We start from the raw sequence: 14,357 nt of genomic DNA, 5'->3' as shown, positions 1-14,357 counted from the left end.
ACGGAGGAGGTGACCGACGGGACCGTGGCTCCGGGTCAGCGGGTGAACGCGGCCCGGAGTCGGGCCGCGAACCCGGCCAGGGCGGTACGCAGACGGGAGGTCCGGGCCAGTCGAGGGCTCAGCCCGGGGCGCACGGCCGTCGGCGCGGGCCCGGCGAGGGGCGCCGTGACGGTGAGCCCGCGCGGGGTTCGGCGCAGGGAGGCACGGCCAACCGGGGCGTCCAGGACCACGCGGTACAGGGGTGCGCGGTCCGCGCTCCGCACGAGGACGAGGGTGTCGCCCTCGTGGCGGACCCGCACCCTTCGGGGATCGACGCCCGGGGCGAGTTCCACCTCGACCACGAGGTCGCCGCCACGACGTCCGCTGTCCACACGGGCCACGGGCTCGGCCTCGAACTGGGACCACAGGTGCTCGTCGATCCGCTCGTCGGTACCCGCGAAGACATCCGTGACGCGCATCGGACCACTTCCCCTCGTCCTTGAGTTTTCTGCGCTCAAGTTTATTGACGCGACTTTACCAAGGCAAGGGAGAAGGGTCCGACACGGCCATGGCGCGGATCACTCGTCCAGACGCTCCCCCGTCTTCGGTGAGAAGACGTGCACCTGCCCCGGCCTGACCCGCAGGTGGACGACCTGCCCGCTGCTCGGGGCGCGGTCCGGCGCCACCCGGACCACCAGGTCGCTGTCGGCCGGGTGCCCGGGGATACCGCCGTACAGGTAGCAGTCCGCGCCCAGGTTCTCGACCAGACCGATCTCCATCGGGAAACCGTCGGTGTCGCCCACCAGGTCCACCGCCTCGGGCCGGAACCCCAGCAGGACCGAGTCCGCGCCGTCCCGTTCCAGGCGGGCCCGCTGCCCCGGGCCCAACGGGAGGTCGTGGCCGCCCACCCGCACGGCCTCGCCCGTGAGGGGGAACTCGCGCAGGTTCATCGCGGGTGACCCCATGAACCCCGCGACGAACGCGTTGGCCGGGCGCTCGTACAGCCCGATCGGCGTGTCGCACTGCTGGAGCAGACCGTCCTTGAGCACCGCGACCCGGTCACCCATGGTCATGGCCTCGACCTGGTCATGGGTGACGTAGACGGTCGTGACCCCCAACCTGCGCTGGAGTTCGGCGATCTGGGTGCGGGTGGACACCCGGAGCTTGGCGTCCAGGTTGGACAGGGGCTCGTCCATCAGGAAGACCCGGGGCTCCCGCACGATCGCGCGCCCCATCGCCACGCGCTGGCGCTGGCCTCCCGAGAGCGCCTTGGGCCTGCGGTCGAGCAGCGGGGTCAGGTCCAGGAGCTCGGCGGCCTCGGCCACCCGGCGCGCCCGTTCCTCCTTACCGATTCTGGCCATCTCCAGGGCGAAGCCCATGTTCTGGCCGACGGTCATGTGCGGGTAGAGCGCGTAGGACTGGAACACCATCGCGATGTCGCGGTCCATGGGGCTGAGGTCGGTGACGTCGGTGTCCCCGATGCGGATGGTCCCGTAGTCCACCTCCTCCAGCCCGGCGAGCATGCGCAGCGAGGTCGACTTCCCACAGCCGGACGGCCCGACCAGGACGAGGAACTCGCCGTCCTCGATCTCCAGGCTCAGCTCGTCCACGGCGGGCGCGTCCGAGCCCGGGTAGAAGTGGGTGGCCTTCTCGAAACTGACCGATGCCACGTGACATCTCTCCTCTACAGCTGCGGGTTGACCTGGAGCTTGCGGCCCCGACCGGCACGGAAGGCCTCCACGGCCAGGGCGTAGTCGTCGAGGGCGAAGGAGTCCGTGACCATGGTGTCGGCGTCCACGACGCCCTTGGCCATGATGTCCACGGCCCGCCCGTAGCTGTGCAGCACCGCCATGGAGCCCACCACGGTGATCTCGTCGTTGTAGATCCGGAACGGTGAGAAGGTCGCGGTCGCCTCGGCCGGGGCCACGCCGAACACCTGGAAGGTGCCGCCCCGGGCGACGCGGGTCAGGCCGTCCTCGATGGCCGGGACCACCCCGGTGCAGTCGATGACCACCTCCCAGTCGGGGCGGTCGAGCTGGTCGGCGCCGACGGCCACGGCGTCGGCCGCCAGCGAGGCGGCCACGGCGAGGCGTTCGGTGTTGGGGTCGACCACGGACACGCTGGCGGCCCCGGCGGAGGCGGCGAGCTGGGCCATGAGCAGGCCCATCGTGCCCGCGCCGTAGACCAGGTAGTGCTCGCCCACCCGACCGGGCAGGAGGTCGAACCCGTGCACGGCGCACGAGAGGGGTTCGATGAGCGCGGCGTGCTCGAAGGGCATGGAGTCGGGGATGCGGTAGCAGGAGGACGCGGGCACCGAGACGAACTCGGCGCTGGCACCGGGCCGGGTCACGCCCACCGCGTTCCACCGCGCGCACAGGTTGCCGCGCCCCACCAGGCACTTGGCGCACTCTCCGCAGAACAGGGACGGGTCCACCGCGACGCGGTCGTCGACGGCCACGTCGGTGACCTCCGAGCCGACCGCGACCACGGTCCCGGCGAACTCGTGTCCGGGGACGATCGGGTAGGGGGTGGGGGCGAACTCCCCGTCGATGATGTGCAGGTCAGTCCCGCAGATGCCCACGGCGGCCGGGGCGACGACCACGTCCCCGGGGCCCGGCTTGGGGTCGTCCACCTGCTGGACGGAGTAGTGACCGGGTTCGCTGACGACGAGTGCGCGCATTACTTCACGGCTCCTAGAGACAGGCCGCGGACCAGCCAGCGTTGGGCGGCCCATCCGGCGAGGATCACGGGCAGGGCCGCCATGGTGGAGGCGGCCGAGAGTCGGGCCCAGTACAGGCCCTCGCCGCTGATGAAGCCGACGAGGAAGACGGGGACGGTGGATGCCTGGGTGGCGGTCAGGTTGACCGCGAAGAAGAACTCGTTCCAGGCGAAGATGAAGCAGATCAGGGCGGTGGCGGCCAGACCGGGGGCGATCATCGGCAGGATGACGCGCCGCATCTCCGTGAACCGGCGCGCGCCGTCCATGCGGGCGGCCTCGAGTACCTCCTTGGGCAGCTCCACCAGGAACGACCGGATCATCCAGATCGCGATCGGCAGGTTCATCGCCGTGTACACCAGGGTGAGCGTGCGGGCGTCGTCCAGCGCGCCCAGGTTCCTGGCGATGACGTACAGCGGCAGGATCATGGCCACCGGCGGCAGGAGCTTGGTGGACAGGAAGAAGAACAGCGAGTCACGCCACTTGGGGACGCGTACCAGGGAGAGCGCGTAGGCGGCGGGCAGGCCCAGGACGATGGCGAGGAGCGTCGACAGCACGGACGCCTGGAGGGAGTTCAGCAGATAGGGGACGAAGTCGCGCCCGATCACCGCCGAGTACTGGTCCAGGGTCGGTTGGAAGAAGAACGTGGGCGGGTTGGTGGAGGCCTGGGACTCCTGCTTGAAGCCGGTGAGGAACATCCACAGCACCGGGAAGAAGAACAGCAGTCCCGCCGCCCAACCGAGGATGCCCGCCAGGGGGCGTACGGGTCGGCGCCGGCGGGGGCGCCGCGCGGAGCCGACCCGGGACACGGTCGCCGGGGACGGAGCCGCCGGGGGTGCGGTCACGGGTGTCACGTCTCCTCCTCGAACAGGCTGGAGACCACGCGCAGGGCGAACATGGCCACGATCAGGGTCGCGACGACCACGATCACTCCCGCGGCGGCCGCCTCTCCGACGTCGAAGCTGCGGAAGGCCTGAAGGTAGATGAAGTAGGGCAGATTGGTGGTCGACTGTCCCGGACCGCCCTGGGTGATCATGTAGATCGCGTCGAAGGTCTGGACGATGTAGATCGTGCCGAGCAGGATCGCGAGCTCCACGAATCGGCGCAGGTGCGGGAAGGTGATCCGGCGGAAGACCGCGAAGGCTCCGGCGCCGTCGACCTTCGCCGCCTCCAGCACCTCGGGCGACTGGCTCTGGAGACCGGCGAGCATGATGAGCATCATGAACGGGGTCCACTGCCAGGTCAGCACCATGATGATGGACAGCAGGGGGAAGTCGTTGACCCAGTCCGCCTGGACCCCGAACGGCGAGAGCACCCAGTTGAGCAGGCCGTACACCGGGTGGTACATCGAGGTCTTCCACAGGAGCGCGGCGGCGACCGGCATGACCAGGAACGGCGTGATCATCAGGGTGCGGACGATCCCCCTGCCGAGGAAGGCGCGGTCGAGCAGGAGCGCCAGCCCCAGTCCGAGGACCAGCGAGGCCAGGACGGCGCCGACGGTCAGCAGGACGGTGTTGGCGACGGCGTTGTGGAAGAGCGGGTTCCCGAGGACGCTGCCGTAGTTGGCGAACCCCGCGAAGGAGTCCGACTCGGGGCGCAACAGGTTGCTGCTCTGGAAGCTGTAGTAGACGGTGAACAGGAACGGGATCTGGGTCATCGCGATGACGAACAGCAGCCCTGGCAGCAGCGGGCCGCGCCTGAGCCATCGCTCCGCCCGGGTCAGTTCCCGGGTTCGGGGCCCGCGCCGCGCCGTGTCCGGCGTGGTCTGGACGGTCATGGCCCTCCTCGGAGGAGTCTGGGTGGGGTGGGCACCGGTACCGGTCCCGGCCGCGGTGCCCGGGACCGGCGGTTCTCAGTCGCGGTAGCCGCCGGACTCGGCGGTCTGGTCCGCGTACTCCTGCGACTTGGCGAGGGCCTCCTCCACCGTCTGCTGCCCCGCGATGGCCGCGGAGATCTCCTGGGAGACCAGGGTGCCGAGGTCCTGGAACTCGGGAATGGACACGTACTGGACCCCGGTCCAGGGCTGCGGGTGCACTCCGGGCTGCTCCACGTCGACGTTGTCGATGGCGTCGTAGGTGGGCTCGGCGAAGGCCTCGGCGGCCTCCCGGTACTCGGGGATGTCGTAGGTCGAGACGCGCGAACCGGGCGGGACGCGCTCCCAGCCCAGTTCCTCACCGACGAGCTGGTGGTACTCCTTGGACGTGGCCCAGGAGACGAACTCCCACGCGGCCTCGGGGTCGGTGGAGGTGGAGGGGATCGACAGGGCCCAGGCCCACAGCCAGCCCGCGTGCTCGGTCTCCATGGTCGGCGCGGCGACGTAGCCGATGTCGCCGACGACGCTGCTGGAGTCCGGGTCCTCGAGGTTGCCCGCCGCGACGGTGGAGTCGTAGAACATGGCGGCGTCGCCCTGGGCCATGGTGGTGAGGCACTCGGTGAAGCCCGCGTTGGGGGCGCCCGACTGTCCGTGGTCGCGGACGAGGTCCACGTACGTCTGCACGGCCTCCTCCACCTCGGGCGAGTCCAGGTGGGCGTTCCAGTCCTCGTCGTACCACTGGCCGCCGTAGGTGAGGATCACGGAGTTGAGCGGGGCCAGGAGCTCGCCCCAGCCCGGGACCCCGCGCAGGCAGATCCCGGCGGTGCCGGAGTCGGGGTCGTCCAGTTCGGCCGCGAACTCGGCGACCTCCTCCCAGGTGGGCCGCTCCGGCATGTCCAGGCCGGCCTCCTCGAGGAGGTCCTCGCGGTACATGAGGAACGAGGACTCACCGTAGAAGGGCGCCCCGTACATCTGGTCCTCGTGGGACAGGGCGGAGCGCACCGTGGGGATGATGTCGTCGATCTCGTAGGCCGGGTCGGCGGCGTACTCGTCGAGGCTGAGGATCCACTCGTTCTCGGCCCAGATCGGCACCTCGTAGGTGCCGATGGTGACGACGTCGTACTGGCCGCCCTGGGTGGCGATGTCCTGGGTCACGCGGTCGCGGAGCTGGTTCTCGGGCAGGACCACGAACTCGACCGTGATGTCGGGGTGCGCGTCGTTGAACTCCGACGCGAGCGCCTCGATGTCCTCCATCTGCGGGTTGGAGACCGTGGCGACGGTGACGACCCGGTCGCCGTCCGCCCCGGCGCCCCCGGCCCCCGAGCAGCCGGTGGCGATCAGGGCCAGTCCGGTGGCCGCCGCGGCGAGCGGCACGCCTCCCGGTGCTTTCGTGGTCATGACTTCCTCCTGGGGGGTTGGGCAGGCGGGGACCGTGGAACCGCGTGAGGCAGGGGGCCGTGCGGTCTTCCACGGACACCGGCCGCTCATATGAGCGAACTGAACTTCACATGAGCGGCCCGGGCCTTATTTAAGTTGTGACGGGTGTCACCGGTCAACCCGTGATGCAATAATGGGCAATACTCCGCTCGTTTGAGCGACACCACTGGAGGGCGTAGATGAAGCACGCGTTCCGACCCGCGGAACTGATCCGCGCCACCGCGGTCGCCCGCAGGTACTACCTCGCGGGTGACTCCAAGATCCGGATCGCCGAGGACTTCGGCATCAGCCGGTTCAAGGTGGCGCGCATCCTCGAGGAGGCCCGCGACGTCGGGATCGTCCGCATCGAGATCGCCGAACCGACCGAGGTCGACACCGCTCTCTCCCAGCGCCTGAGCACGGCCTACGGCCTCAAGCAGGCGGTGGTGGTCGCCCACGCAGGGGAGGGCGAGGCCCTCCACCGCAGCTTGGGGCGCATCGCCGCCGAGTACCTGACCGAGATCCTCGACGAGGGCGACACCCTCGGACTGGCCTGTTCCCGCACCCTCAACGCGATGACGCTCGCCCTGGGCGACCTGCCCCGGTGCACGGTCGTGCAGCTCACCGGCGTGCTGCCCGGCGGGGTCGAGGAGAACTCGGTCGAGCTCGTGCGGCGCGTGGCCAGCCTCGCGCGCGGCCCGGCCTTCCCCATCTACGCGCCGCTGGTGGTGTCCGACCCCGCCACGGCGGAGGCACTGCGGAGCCAGCCCCAGGTGGCCGACGCCATGCAGCGCTACGGAGAACTCGACAAGGCCGTGGTGGCCATCGGTTCGTGGTCGCCCACCCTCTCCCTGGTCCGCGACGCCCTGCCCGCGTCGGAGGGGGCCGCCCTCGAACGCGAGGGGGTCCAGGCGGAGGTGTGCGCCCGCACCGTGGACGTGCACGGCGCCCCCATCGCCCCGGAGCTGACCTCCCGCATCATCGCCATCACCCTGGAGCAGCTCCGCGCGGTCCCCGAGGTCATCGCCGTGGCCGGTGGCACCGGCAAGACCCAGGCCATCCACTCCATCCTCAAGACCGGGGTGATCTCCTCACTGGTCACCGACACCACGACGGCACGCATCCTCGTCGAGTCAGCGAGGCCCTGACCTCCACGACGGCTTCGACCCCCCTCACCCTCACGGAGCAGACATGACACTCGTCGCCGGAATCGACAGCTCGACTCAGTCCTGCAAGATCGTGGTGTGTGACGCCACGACCGGAAAGGTGGTGCGGGAAGGCCGCGCACCCCACCCCGACGGAACCGAGACCGATCCCGCGCACTGGTGGACGGCGCTGACCACGGCCTCCTCGGGACTGCTCGACGACGTCTCGGCCGTGTCCGTGGCCGGTCAGCAGCACGGCATGGTGGTGGTCGACGACGACGGCGAGGTCGTCCGGCCGGCGCTGTTGTGGAACGACGCCCGCTCCGCCGGGGCCGCCCACGACCTGGTCGAGGAACTCGGCGGGCCGAGGGCCTGGGCGGACGCGGTGAGCAACGTGCCCGTGGCCAGCCTGACCGTCAGCAAGCTCCGCTGGTTCGCCGAACACGAACCCGACCTGGCCGCGCGGGCGCGCGGTGTGATGCTCCCCCATGACTGGCTGACCTGGCGGCTGGGCGGGTCCCGCACCGCGCCGACGACCGACCGGGGCGACGCCTCCGGCACCGGGTACTGGTCGCCCTCCGACGGCGCGTACCGCACCGACCTGCTGGTGCGCGCCTTCGGCCGGGAACTCGACCTGCCCCGTGTGGCCTCCCCTTCCGAGGCCGTGGGCCACACCCCGGAGGGCGTCGTCATCGCCCCCGGCACCGGCGACAACATGGGCACGGCGTTGGGTCTGGGCCTGCGCCCGGGCGACGCCGTGGTCTCCCTGGGCACCAGCGGCACCGTGTTCGCTGCGCACGACCGTCCCGCGCACGACCCCACCGGCACGGTCTGCGGGTTCGCCGACGCCACCGGCCGGTTCCTGCCCCTCGCGTGCACCCTGAACGCCGCACGGGTGCTCAGCGCCACCGCCGCGATGCTCGGCACCGGCCTGGCCGGGCTGGACGCCCTCGCCCTGAGCGCCGAACCGGGCGCGGACGGGGTGGTCCTGCTGCCCTACCTGGACGGGGAGCGCACCCCGGAGCTGCCGCACGCGACGGGATCGCTGCACGGCCTGCGCCGGGACAACATGCGCCCGGAGAACATCGCGCGCGCCGCCGTGGAGGGCATGCTGTGCGGGCTGGCCGACGGGCTGGCCGCCATGACCGAGAGCGGTGTCCCGGTCGAGCGCGTCCTGCTCGTGGGAGGCGGCGCCCGCTCGGCCGCCGTGCGCGCGGTGGCGCCGCTCGTGTTGGGCGCTCCCACCGTGGTGCCGCCCGCCGCCGAGTACGTGGCCATCGGCGCGGCCCGCCAGGCCGCCTGGACGCTCGCCGGTACCGCCGAGCCTCCCGTGTGGCCCCTGGGAGCCCCGGAGGAGGAGTCCAGCCAGGCACCCGAGGTGGGTCTGCGGGTCCGCGAACGCTACGCCGAGCACCGCCGGGCCGCCCACGGCGTCTGACCGGCCGCCGACGCGGAGACGGGGATTCGGTACTCTGTTCCGTCGCGGGCCGGGCAGAACGGACACGAGTGGCGGGAGAGCGCATGTCGGTCGAGGAGCGGCTGAGGGTACCCATCGGATCGGCCCCCGGCTGGTCGACGGCGCCCGACTGCCGCCGCGTGCTGGTCGTGGCGCACACCGTCACCACCCTCACGCGGCTGCTCGACATTCTTCCGCTGCTCGAATCCGATCCCCGAATCCAGATCGTCTTCACCCGCGCACGCACGTCCAATTTCCGCGAGGGCGTCACCGAATTCCTCGGTGACATCGGCGCCGTCGTCGCACCATGGGAACAGGCGATGGAGGAGGAATTCGACCTGGCCATCGCCGCGAGTTACGGCGATGACCTGCACCTGATCAAGGCCCCCTTGGTCGTCTTCTCCCATGGTGCCGGGTACAATAAACTCATGAAACCGGAAACCGGAAACCGGAAACCGGAAACCGGAAACCGGAAACCGGAAACCGGAAACCGGAAACCGGAAACCGGAAACCGGAAACCGGAAACCGGAAACCGGAAACCGGAAACCGGAAACCGGAAACCGGAAACCGGAAACCGGAAACCGGAAACCGGAAACCGGAAACCGGAAACCGGAAACCGGAAACCGGAAACCGGAAACCGGAAACCGGAAACCGGAAACCGGAAACCGGAAACCGGAAACCGGAAACCGGAAACCGGAAACCGGAAACCGGAAACCGGAAACCGGAAACCGGAAACCGGAAACCGGAAACCGGAAACCGGAAACCGGAAACCGGAAACCGGAAACCGGAAACCGGAAACCGGAAACCGGAAACCGGAAACCGGAAACCGGAAACCGGAAACCGGAAACCGGAAACCGGAAACCGGAAACCGGAAACCGGAAACCGGAAACCGGAAACCGGAAACCGGAAACCGGAAACCGGAAACCGGAAACCGGAAACCGGAAACCGGAAACCGGAAACCGTGACGTGACGGACTCCCCGGAAACCGACGCCGTGTTCGGCCTGGCCGCCCCCACCCTGCTGCGGGACGGGGAGCTGATCCCCGCGGCCCTCGTGCTCTCCCACACCGAACAGCTCGACCGGCTCCGCGCCGCCTGCCCCGAGGCGGTCGACTCCGCGGTCGTCGCCGGAGACCCCACCCACGACCGCATCCTGGCCGGACTCCCCTGGCGCGAGCGCTACCGCGACCACCTGGAGACGGGCGCGCGCAGGCTGGTCCTGGTCAGTTCCACCTGGGGGCCCACCTCCCTCCTGGGCGCCTGGCCCGGCTTCCTCAACACCCTCCTCACCGAACTTCCCGTGGACGAGTACCGCGTGGCCCTCGCCCTGCACCCCAACGTCTGGCACGGCCACGGCACCTGGCAGGTGCGGTCCTGGCTGGCCACGGCCGAACGCTCCGGGCTCCGCGTGCTGCCGCCCCGGCAGGGCTGGCAGGCGGTGCTGGTCGCCGCCGACCACGTGATCGGTGACCACGGTTCTGTCACCTTCTACGGCGCCGCCCAGGGCACGCACACCATGCTGGCGACCTTCCCCCACCACGAGATGGCCGACGACTCCCCCATCGCCGCGTTCGGCCGGGCCGCCACCCGGCTGCGCGCGGACCGGCCCCTGCTGCCCCAGGTGCTGGCCGACGCCGCCGAGCACAAGCCCGACCGGTTCTCCGCCCACACCGACCTGCTCAACTCCGTACCCGGCCGGTCCGGGCAGATCCTGCGCGCGACCTTCTACCGGCTCCTGAACCTGTCCGAGCCCGAACAGGCCCTGCGCGTGCTGCCCCCGGACCCGCCGGTCCCCCACCGACGCGGATGGCCCGACGCCGCGGACACCACACCGCTGTGGTGCACGGTCCTGGAGGAGAAGGACGGGCTCCGGGTCCGCCGATTCCCCGCAGAGGCCGTCGACGCCGCACGGATGCCGTTGGACCGGCCCCACCTGGCCGCCCACGCGGACGAGACCCAGGCCCGTTGGTTCGATGCGGCCTGCCTCCTCCTCTGCGGCCCCGGTTCGGAGGGTCCCCGGGAGGCCGTCTCCTGGGAGCGCCTGCGGGCACGGCTGGCCGACCACCCCCGCGCCCACCTGGCGGTGGCGGCGGACGGACCCGACTGCCTGGTCGTCGACCGCGACGGCGCGCGGGTGCGCCTCGTGGCGGACTCCCCCCACCACGGGGTCGACCCCACCGCCGCCGCCTCCGCCTACTGGCACCTGTGGGTCGAGGGACGGGCACCCGAGCGGGACCTTCCGGTGCTCCTCGGCGAGCACCGGCTCGCCTTCACCGTCCACCGCCTGCGAGGCGAGTGACCCGGGGCGGGGTCAGCCGCCGATCCGTTCCCGGACCTCGGCGGCCTCCCGCACGGCCTCGGCGGCCTCGTACGCGTCCAGCGCTCGGCCCAGTTCCGCGCGGGCGGCGACCGGGTCCCGCTCCGCGAGGGCGTCGGCGCGCGCCACGTACACGTCTCCGACCCGGCGCTGGTCTCCGAGGAGGCGGTGCGACGCGACCGCCCCGTCGTACTCCTCCAGCGCCTCGTCGACTCGCCCCTGGCGCACCCGCAGGTCAGCCAGGGCCTTGTGGGTGCGGGCCCGGTTCTGGTGGTCGTCCTCGGAGAGCAGGCCCCGGGCCCGGAGGATGCGCCGCTCGGCCTGCGGCAGCCGACCGGCCCCCAGGTGGGCCACGCCCTCCTTGCGCACCATGATGTGCAGTGCCCTCGGATCCACCGGGTCCATTCCCTCGGCGATCCGGGTCGCGGCGGCGAAGTGCCCGCTCGCGGCGTCGTACCGGCCCTCGTCCGCCTCGATGTCCGCGAGGGCGTCGAGCGCGGTGAGTCGCACCAGCGGGTGCGTGCCCTCCGCGAGTTCCAGGGCGAGTTCGGCCTCACGGCGTGCCTCCGCCCAGTTCCGGTCCCGGCGGTAGGCGATGGCGGTCTGCACGCGCAGCCGGGAGAGACGGGCCGGTTCGAGGCGGTGGGTCCCCTCGGTGGCCCTGAGCAGAGGGCTCTGCGCGTCGACCACGTCGGTGAAGTAGCCGGAGAGGAACCAGAAGGGCCACAGCACCTCGCACAGTTCGGCCGCCATCGCGTGGTGCCCCGCGTGCACGGCGTCGAGAACCACCCTGACCAGCGTGCGGCGTTCGACGTACAACGCCCGCCGGGCCTCCCCGACCGTCGCGAAGGAGCGGGCCGAACGGGCGCCCTCCGGGAAGGCGGACCGGCCGTCGAGGTCCCGCTGGAGCCAACGGCCGGGCATCAGGCGCCGGTGCGCGGCGTACGCCATCGCGTAGTAGTGGGCGAGGACGCGTTCGGGTGTGTCCAGGGCCTGCTCCGGGTCGGGAGGGAAGGTCGTCCTCATGCTCCGTGTCGTGAACCGGTACCGGAGCGAACCCTCCCCCGTCGTCCGGTGCAGGACCCTCCGTTCGACCAACACGTCCAGTCGCGCGCGGGCCTCGACCGGATCCGTCTCGGGGTGGAGGAGCGACACGGCCAGGTGTCGCTGTCGGGATGCTGCGCTAGCAGGACCGCCAGTGCGCGCTGGTCCCCGGTCAGCCCGGCGAAGTCCCCGCGGTCACGCGGCTGGTGGCCGAGGACGGCCGCCGCCCCGAAGGTGCGCCGGTGCGCGGCGGCCAGCGGGTCCCCGTCCTCGGACCTGAACAGGCGTTCGGTGACGACGGCGAAGGCGTAGTCGGCGACCAGCCCGGGATTGCCCCGGGCGGCGGACACGAAGTCGGAGACCATCGCCCGGTCCCGTTCACCCTCCACGGCGACCTTGGCCTGCTGGAGGAACATCGTGGTGGCGTCCGCGTCCGACAGTCCCTCCAGTGTGACGTCCTCCCAGTCGAGGTGTCTGATCCGGCGCAGGTCCCCGCGGCCCAGGGTCCTCAGATCGAACCGGTGGGAGCCGGTGACCACGGTGAGGCTGCCCGGGGAGGTCGCGAAGAAGGGAAGGGCCTCCGTGATGCTGCGGGGCGCGTCCACCATCACCGCGACCCCGCTCCGCCAACGCGCGCTCCGGTGCAGCATCTCCCACCGCCGTTCCGGAGTGGCCGGGACGTCCGCCTCCTGGACCCCCATGAGGCGGAGGAACTGCGCGACGACCACGCCCGGGTCCTCGCGGGACAGGTCCACAAAGAAGTAGCCGCCGGGGAAGCGTCGGCGGTCCCGCTCGAAGCTGTCGTAGAGGAGCTTGAGGCCGAAGGCGGTGGTCCCGCCGCCCTGCCCGGGGGCGTACACCGTGAGCACGGTCGAGGTGCCCCGGCGCTCGTCCAGGGCCCGGTGTGCCTTCGTCAGGGGGTCGTTCCGGTCCACGAAGCGCGGCGGCGCCAGGAGACCGAAGGCGTGTTCGGCGGACTCGCCGCAGGCGCTGTCGACGAGGTTGATCGTGAGGTGGTCACCCATGATGGCGGTGCCGCTCACGTCGCGGACCGAGTTGGTCGTGCTGTTCCTGGGCGACACTTCACTCAACGGGTCCACCTCATCGGTGCGTCACTGCTGGGGGCACCCGCAGCCTATCCAGACCAGGGCCGACGGGGGTGAAGGGCCTCGCGGGTGGCCGCCTCCGGCCACGGGGGCTAGACGTGCTCGCGGGCGGGATCAGGACCTCGTTTCCATCACGCGTCATCCCCGCGTGGCGCGTCCGTGACCCCCGGGTCCAACTGCCCTAGCGTGGGTCGGACACCCCACGACCCCGGCGGGAAGACACGGAACGGTGAGCATGAACTCCACCCCTCTGCGCCAGCTCGGCGCCTCCGACCTGTACGTCAGCCCCCTGACCCTGGGCGGCAACGTCTTCGGGTGGACCGCGGACGAGGCCACCTCGTTCGCGGTCCTGGACGCCTACCACGCGGCGGGCGGCAACTTCGTCGACACCGCCGACTCGTACTCGGTCTGGGCCGAGGGGCACACCGGCGGCGAGTCCGAGGAGGTCATCGGCCGGTGGCTGGCCAGCCGGGGTCGCGACCGCACCCTGGTCGCCACCAAAGTGAGCCAGCACCCGGAGTTCCTGGGACTGTCCGCCGGTAACGTCCGGGCCGCCGCCGAGGCCTCCCTGGGGCGCCTCGGCGTGGACACGATCGACCTCTACTACGCGCACTTCGACGACCCCGAGACGCCCGTGGCCGAGAGCGCCGAGGCCTTCTCATCGCTGGTCGAGGAGGGACGGGTCAGGTACGTGGGCCTGTCCAACCACGCACCGAACCGCATCAGGGAGTGGCTGGACGCCTGTGACCGGAACGGGTGGCACCGACCGGTGTGCGTGCAGCCGCAGTACAACCTGGTCGAACGCGGGATCGAGCGGGACCTGGTGCCGCTGGCCCGCGCCGAGGGGTTGGCGCTGCTGCCCTACTTCGGCCTGGCCCGGGGCTTCCTCACCGGCAAGTACCGGCCGGGCGCCACGGACGACGGCAGTCCCCGGGCCGCCAGTGCCCGCGCCTACCTGGAGCACCCGCGTGGCGAGCGGGTCCTGGCGGCGCTGGACACGGTCGCGGCCGAGCGGTCGGCGGAGCCGTCCACGGTCGCCCTGGCCTGGCTGGTCGCGCGCCCCGGGGTGATCTCGGTGCTCTCCAGCGCCCGTGAGCCCCGCCAGCTGGAGTCGCTGCTGGCCATGGCGGACCTGCGCCTGACCGCCGAGGAGACCGCTCTCCTGGACGCGGCGTCAGCCTGACCCCGTCCGGAGCGGGGAGAGCGGGAGGGAGGCAGTCCCGCGCTCATTCGGCGTCGGCGAGCAGTTCCCTGACCAGAGCGGCGACCTGTCCGGTCTCGACGAGGAACCCGTCGTGGCCGTGCGGGGAGCCGATCACCCGCACCTGACCGGGCCGGGGCAGGTGGCGGGCGATCTCGCGCTGCT

Annotated in this window: 13 protein-coding genes; 5 read left to right on the top strand and 8 right to left on the bottom strand. The window is 71.3% G+C overall.

Annotated elements, in window-relative coordinates:
• Nucleotides 1-35: 35 nt before the first annotated feature.
• The 6 genes from D452_RS0113555 to D452_RS0113530 all read right to left on the bottom strand — a co-directional run bounded on the left by D452_RS0113555 (nucleotide 36) and on the right by D452_RS0113530 (nucleotide 5,906).
• Nucleotides 36-458 (bottom strand): hypothetical protein, encoded by a 423-nt coding sequence (locus tag D452_RS0113555; protein ID WP_017544691.1) that lies wholly within the window; start codon nucleotides 456-458, stop codon nucleotides 36-38.
• A 99-nt stretch (nucleotides 459-557) separates the two neighbouring features.
• Nucleotides 558-1,649 (bottom strand): ABC transporter ATP-binding protein, encoded by a 1,092-nt coding sequence (locus D452_RS0113550; RefSeq protein WP_017544690.1) that lies wholly within the window; start codon nucleotides 1,647-1,649, stop codon nucleotides 558-560.
• Between the two features lie 14 nt (nucleotides 1,650-1,663).
• Nucleotides 1,664-2,659: a zinc-dependent alcohol dehydrogenase family protein gene (locus D452_RS0113545; protein WP_017544689.1), complete on the bottom strand. Its 996-nt coding sequence runs from the start codon at nucleotides 2,657-2,659 to the stop codon at nucleotides 1,664-1,666.
• Complete coding sequence (locus D452_RS0113540; RefSeq protein ID WP_017544688.1) at nucleotides 2,659-3,549, bottom strand: carbohydrate ABC transporter permease; 891 nt, start codon at nucleotides 3,547-3,549, stop codon at nucleotides 2,659-2,661. The genes D452_RS0113545 and D452_RS0113540 overlap by 1 nt, the downstream gene beginning before the upstream one ends.
• Complete coding sequence (locus D452_RS0113535) at nucleotides 3,546-4,472, bottom strand: carbohydrate ABC transporter permease (RefSeq protein ID WP_017544687.1); 927 nt, start codon at nucleotides 4,470-4,472, stop codon at nucleotides 3,546-3,548. The genes D452_RS0113540 and D452_RS0113535 overlap by 4 nt, the downstream gene beginning before the upstream one ends.
• Nucleotides 4,473-4,547: 75 nt before the next feature.
• Nucleotides 4,548-5,906 (bottom strand): ABC transporter substrate-binding protein, encoded by a 1,359-nt coding sequence (locus tag D452_RS0113530; RefSeq protein WP_040693758.1) that lies wholly within the window; start codon nucleotides 5,904-5,906, stop codon nucleotides 4,548-4,550.
• A 218-nt stretch (nucleotides 5,907-6,124) separates the two neighbouring features.
• Here D452_RS0113530 and D452_RS0113525 point away from each other — a divergent pair, with 218 nt between their 5' ends.
• The 4 genes from D452_RS0113525 (at nucleotide 6,125) to D452_RS0113510 (ending at nucleotide 10,823) form a co-directional block, all read left to right on the top strand.
• Entirely contained in the window at nucleotides 6,125-7,072 is a 948-nt protein-coding gene (locus D452_RS0113525; protein WP_017544685.1) for a sugar-binding transcriptional regulator, read from the top strand.
• A 43-nt stretch (nucleotides 7,073-7,115) separates the two neighbouring features.
• The gene (xylB, locus tag D452_RS0113520) at nucleotides 7,116-8,507 is read left to right on the top strand and encodes a xylulokinase (protein WP_017544684.1); all 1,392 of its coding nucleotides are present in this window, start codon (nucleotides 7,116-7,118) and stop codon (nucleotides 8,505-8,507) included.
• 83 nt (nucleotides 8,508-8,590) lie between these two features.
• Nucleotides 8,591-9,490 carry a hypothetical protein gene (locus tag D452_RS31010; RefSeq protein WP_193374233.1) on the top strand — a complete coding sequence of 300 codons (900 nt, stop codon included), beginning with the start codon at nucleotides 8,591-8,593 and terminating at the stop codon, nucleotides 9,488-9,490.
• Nucleotide 9,491: 1 nt separating this feature from the next.
• Nucleotides 9,492-10,823 carry a hypothetical protein gene (locus tag D452_RS0113510; RefSeq protein WP_017544683.1) on the top strand — a complete coding sequence of 444 codons (1,332 nt, stop codon included), beginning with the start codon at nucleotides 9,492-9,494 and terminating at the stop codon, nucleotides 10,821-10,823.
• 12 nt (nucleotides 10,824-10,835) lie between these two features.
• Here the strand turns inward: D452_RS0113510 and D452_RS0113505 are convergent, their stop codons facing one another.
• Together D452_RS0113505 and D452_RS0113500 are read right to left on the bottom strand one after the other, a co-directional pair.
• Nucleotides 10,836-11,867, bottom strand: coding sequence for a hypothetical protein (locus D452_RS0113505; RefSeq protein WP_017544682.1), 1,032 nt, complete (start codon nucleotides 11,865-11,867; stop codon nucleotides 10,836-10,838).
• Complete coding sequence (locus tag D452_RS0113500) at nucleotides 11,864-12,976, bottom strand: hypothetical protein (protein WP_152498588.1); 1,113 nt, start codon at nucleotides 12,974-12,976, stop codon at nucleotides 11,864-11,866. Before D452_RS0113500 ends, D452_RS0113505 begins: the two co-directional genes overlap by 4 nt.
• 250 nt (nucleotides 12,977-13,226) lie before the next feature.
• Here D452_RS0113500 and D452_RS0113495 point away from each other — a divergent pair, with 250 nt between their 5' ends.
• On the top strand, nucleotides 13,227-14,174 hold the full coding sequence (locus D452_RS0113495) for an aldo/keto reductase (protein ID WP_017544681.1): 948 nt from the start codon (nucleotides 13,227-13,229) through the stop codon (nucleotides 14,172-14,174).
• The last annotated feature ends 183 nt before the right edge of the window (nucleotides 14,175-14,357 follow it).

It is taken from the genome of Nocardiopsis prasina DSM 43845 (genome assembly GCF_000341265.1).
Lineage (GTDB): Bacteria > Actinomycetota > Actinomycetes > Streptosporangiales > Streptosporangiaceae > Nocardiopsis > Nocardiopsis prasina.
The sequence above is the reverse complement of the archived record's forward strand: the minus strand, read 5'-3'. Positions and strand labels throughout refer to the sequence as shown.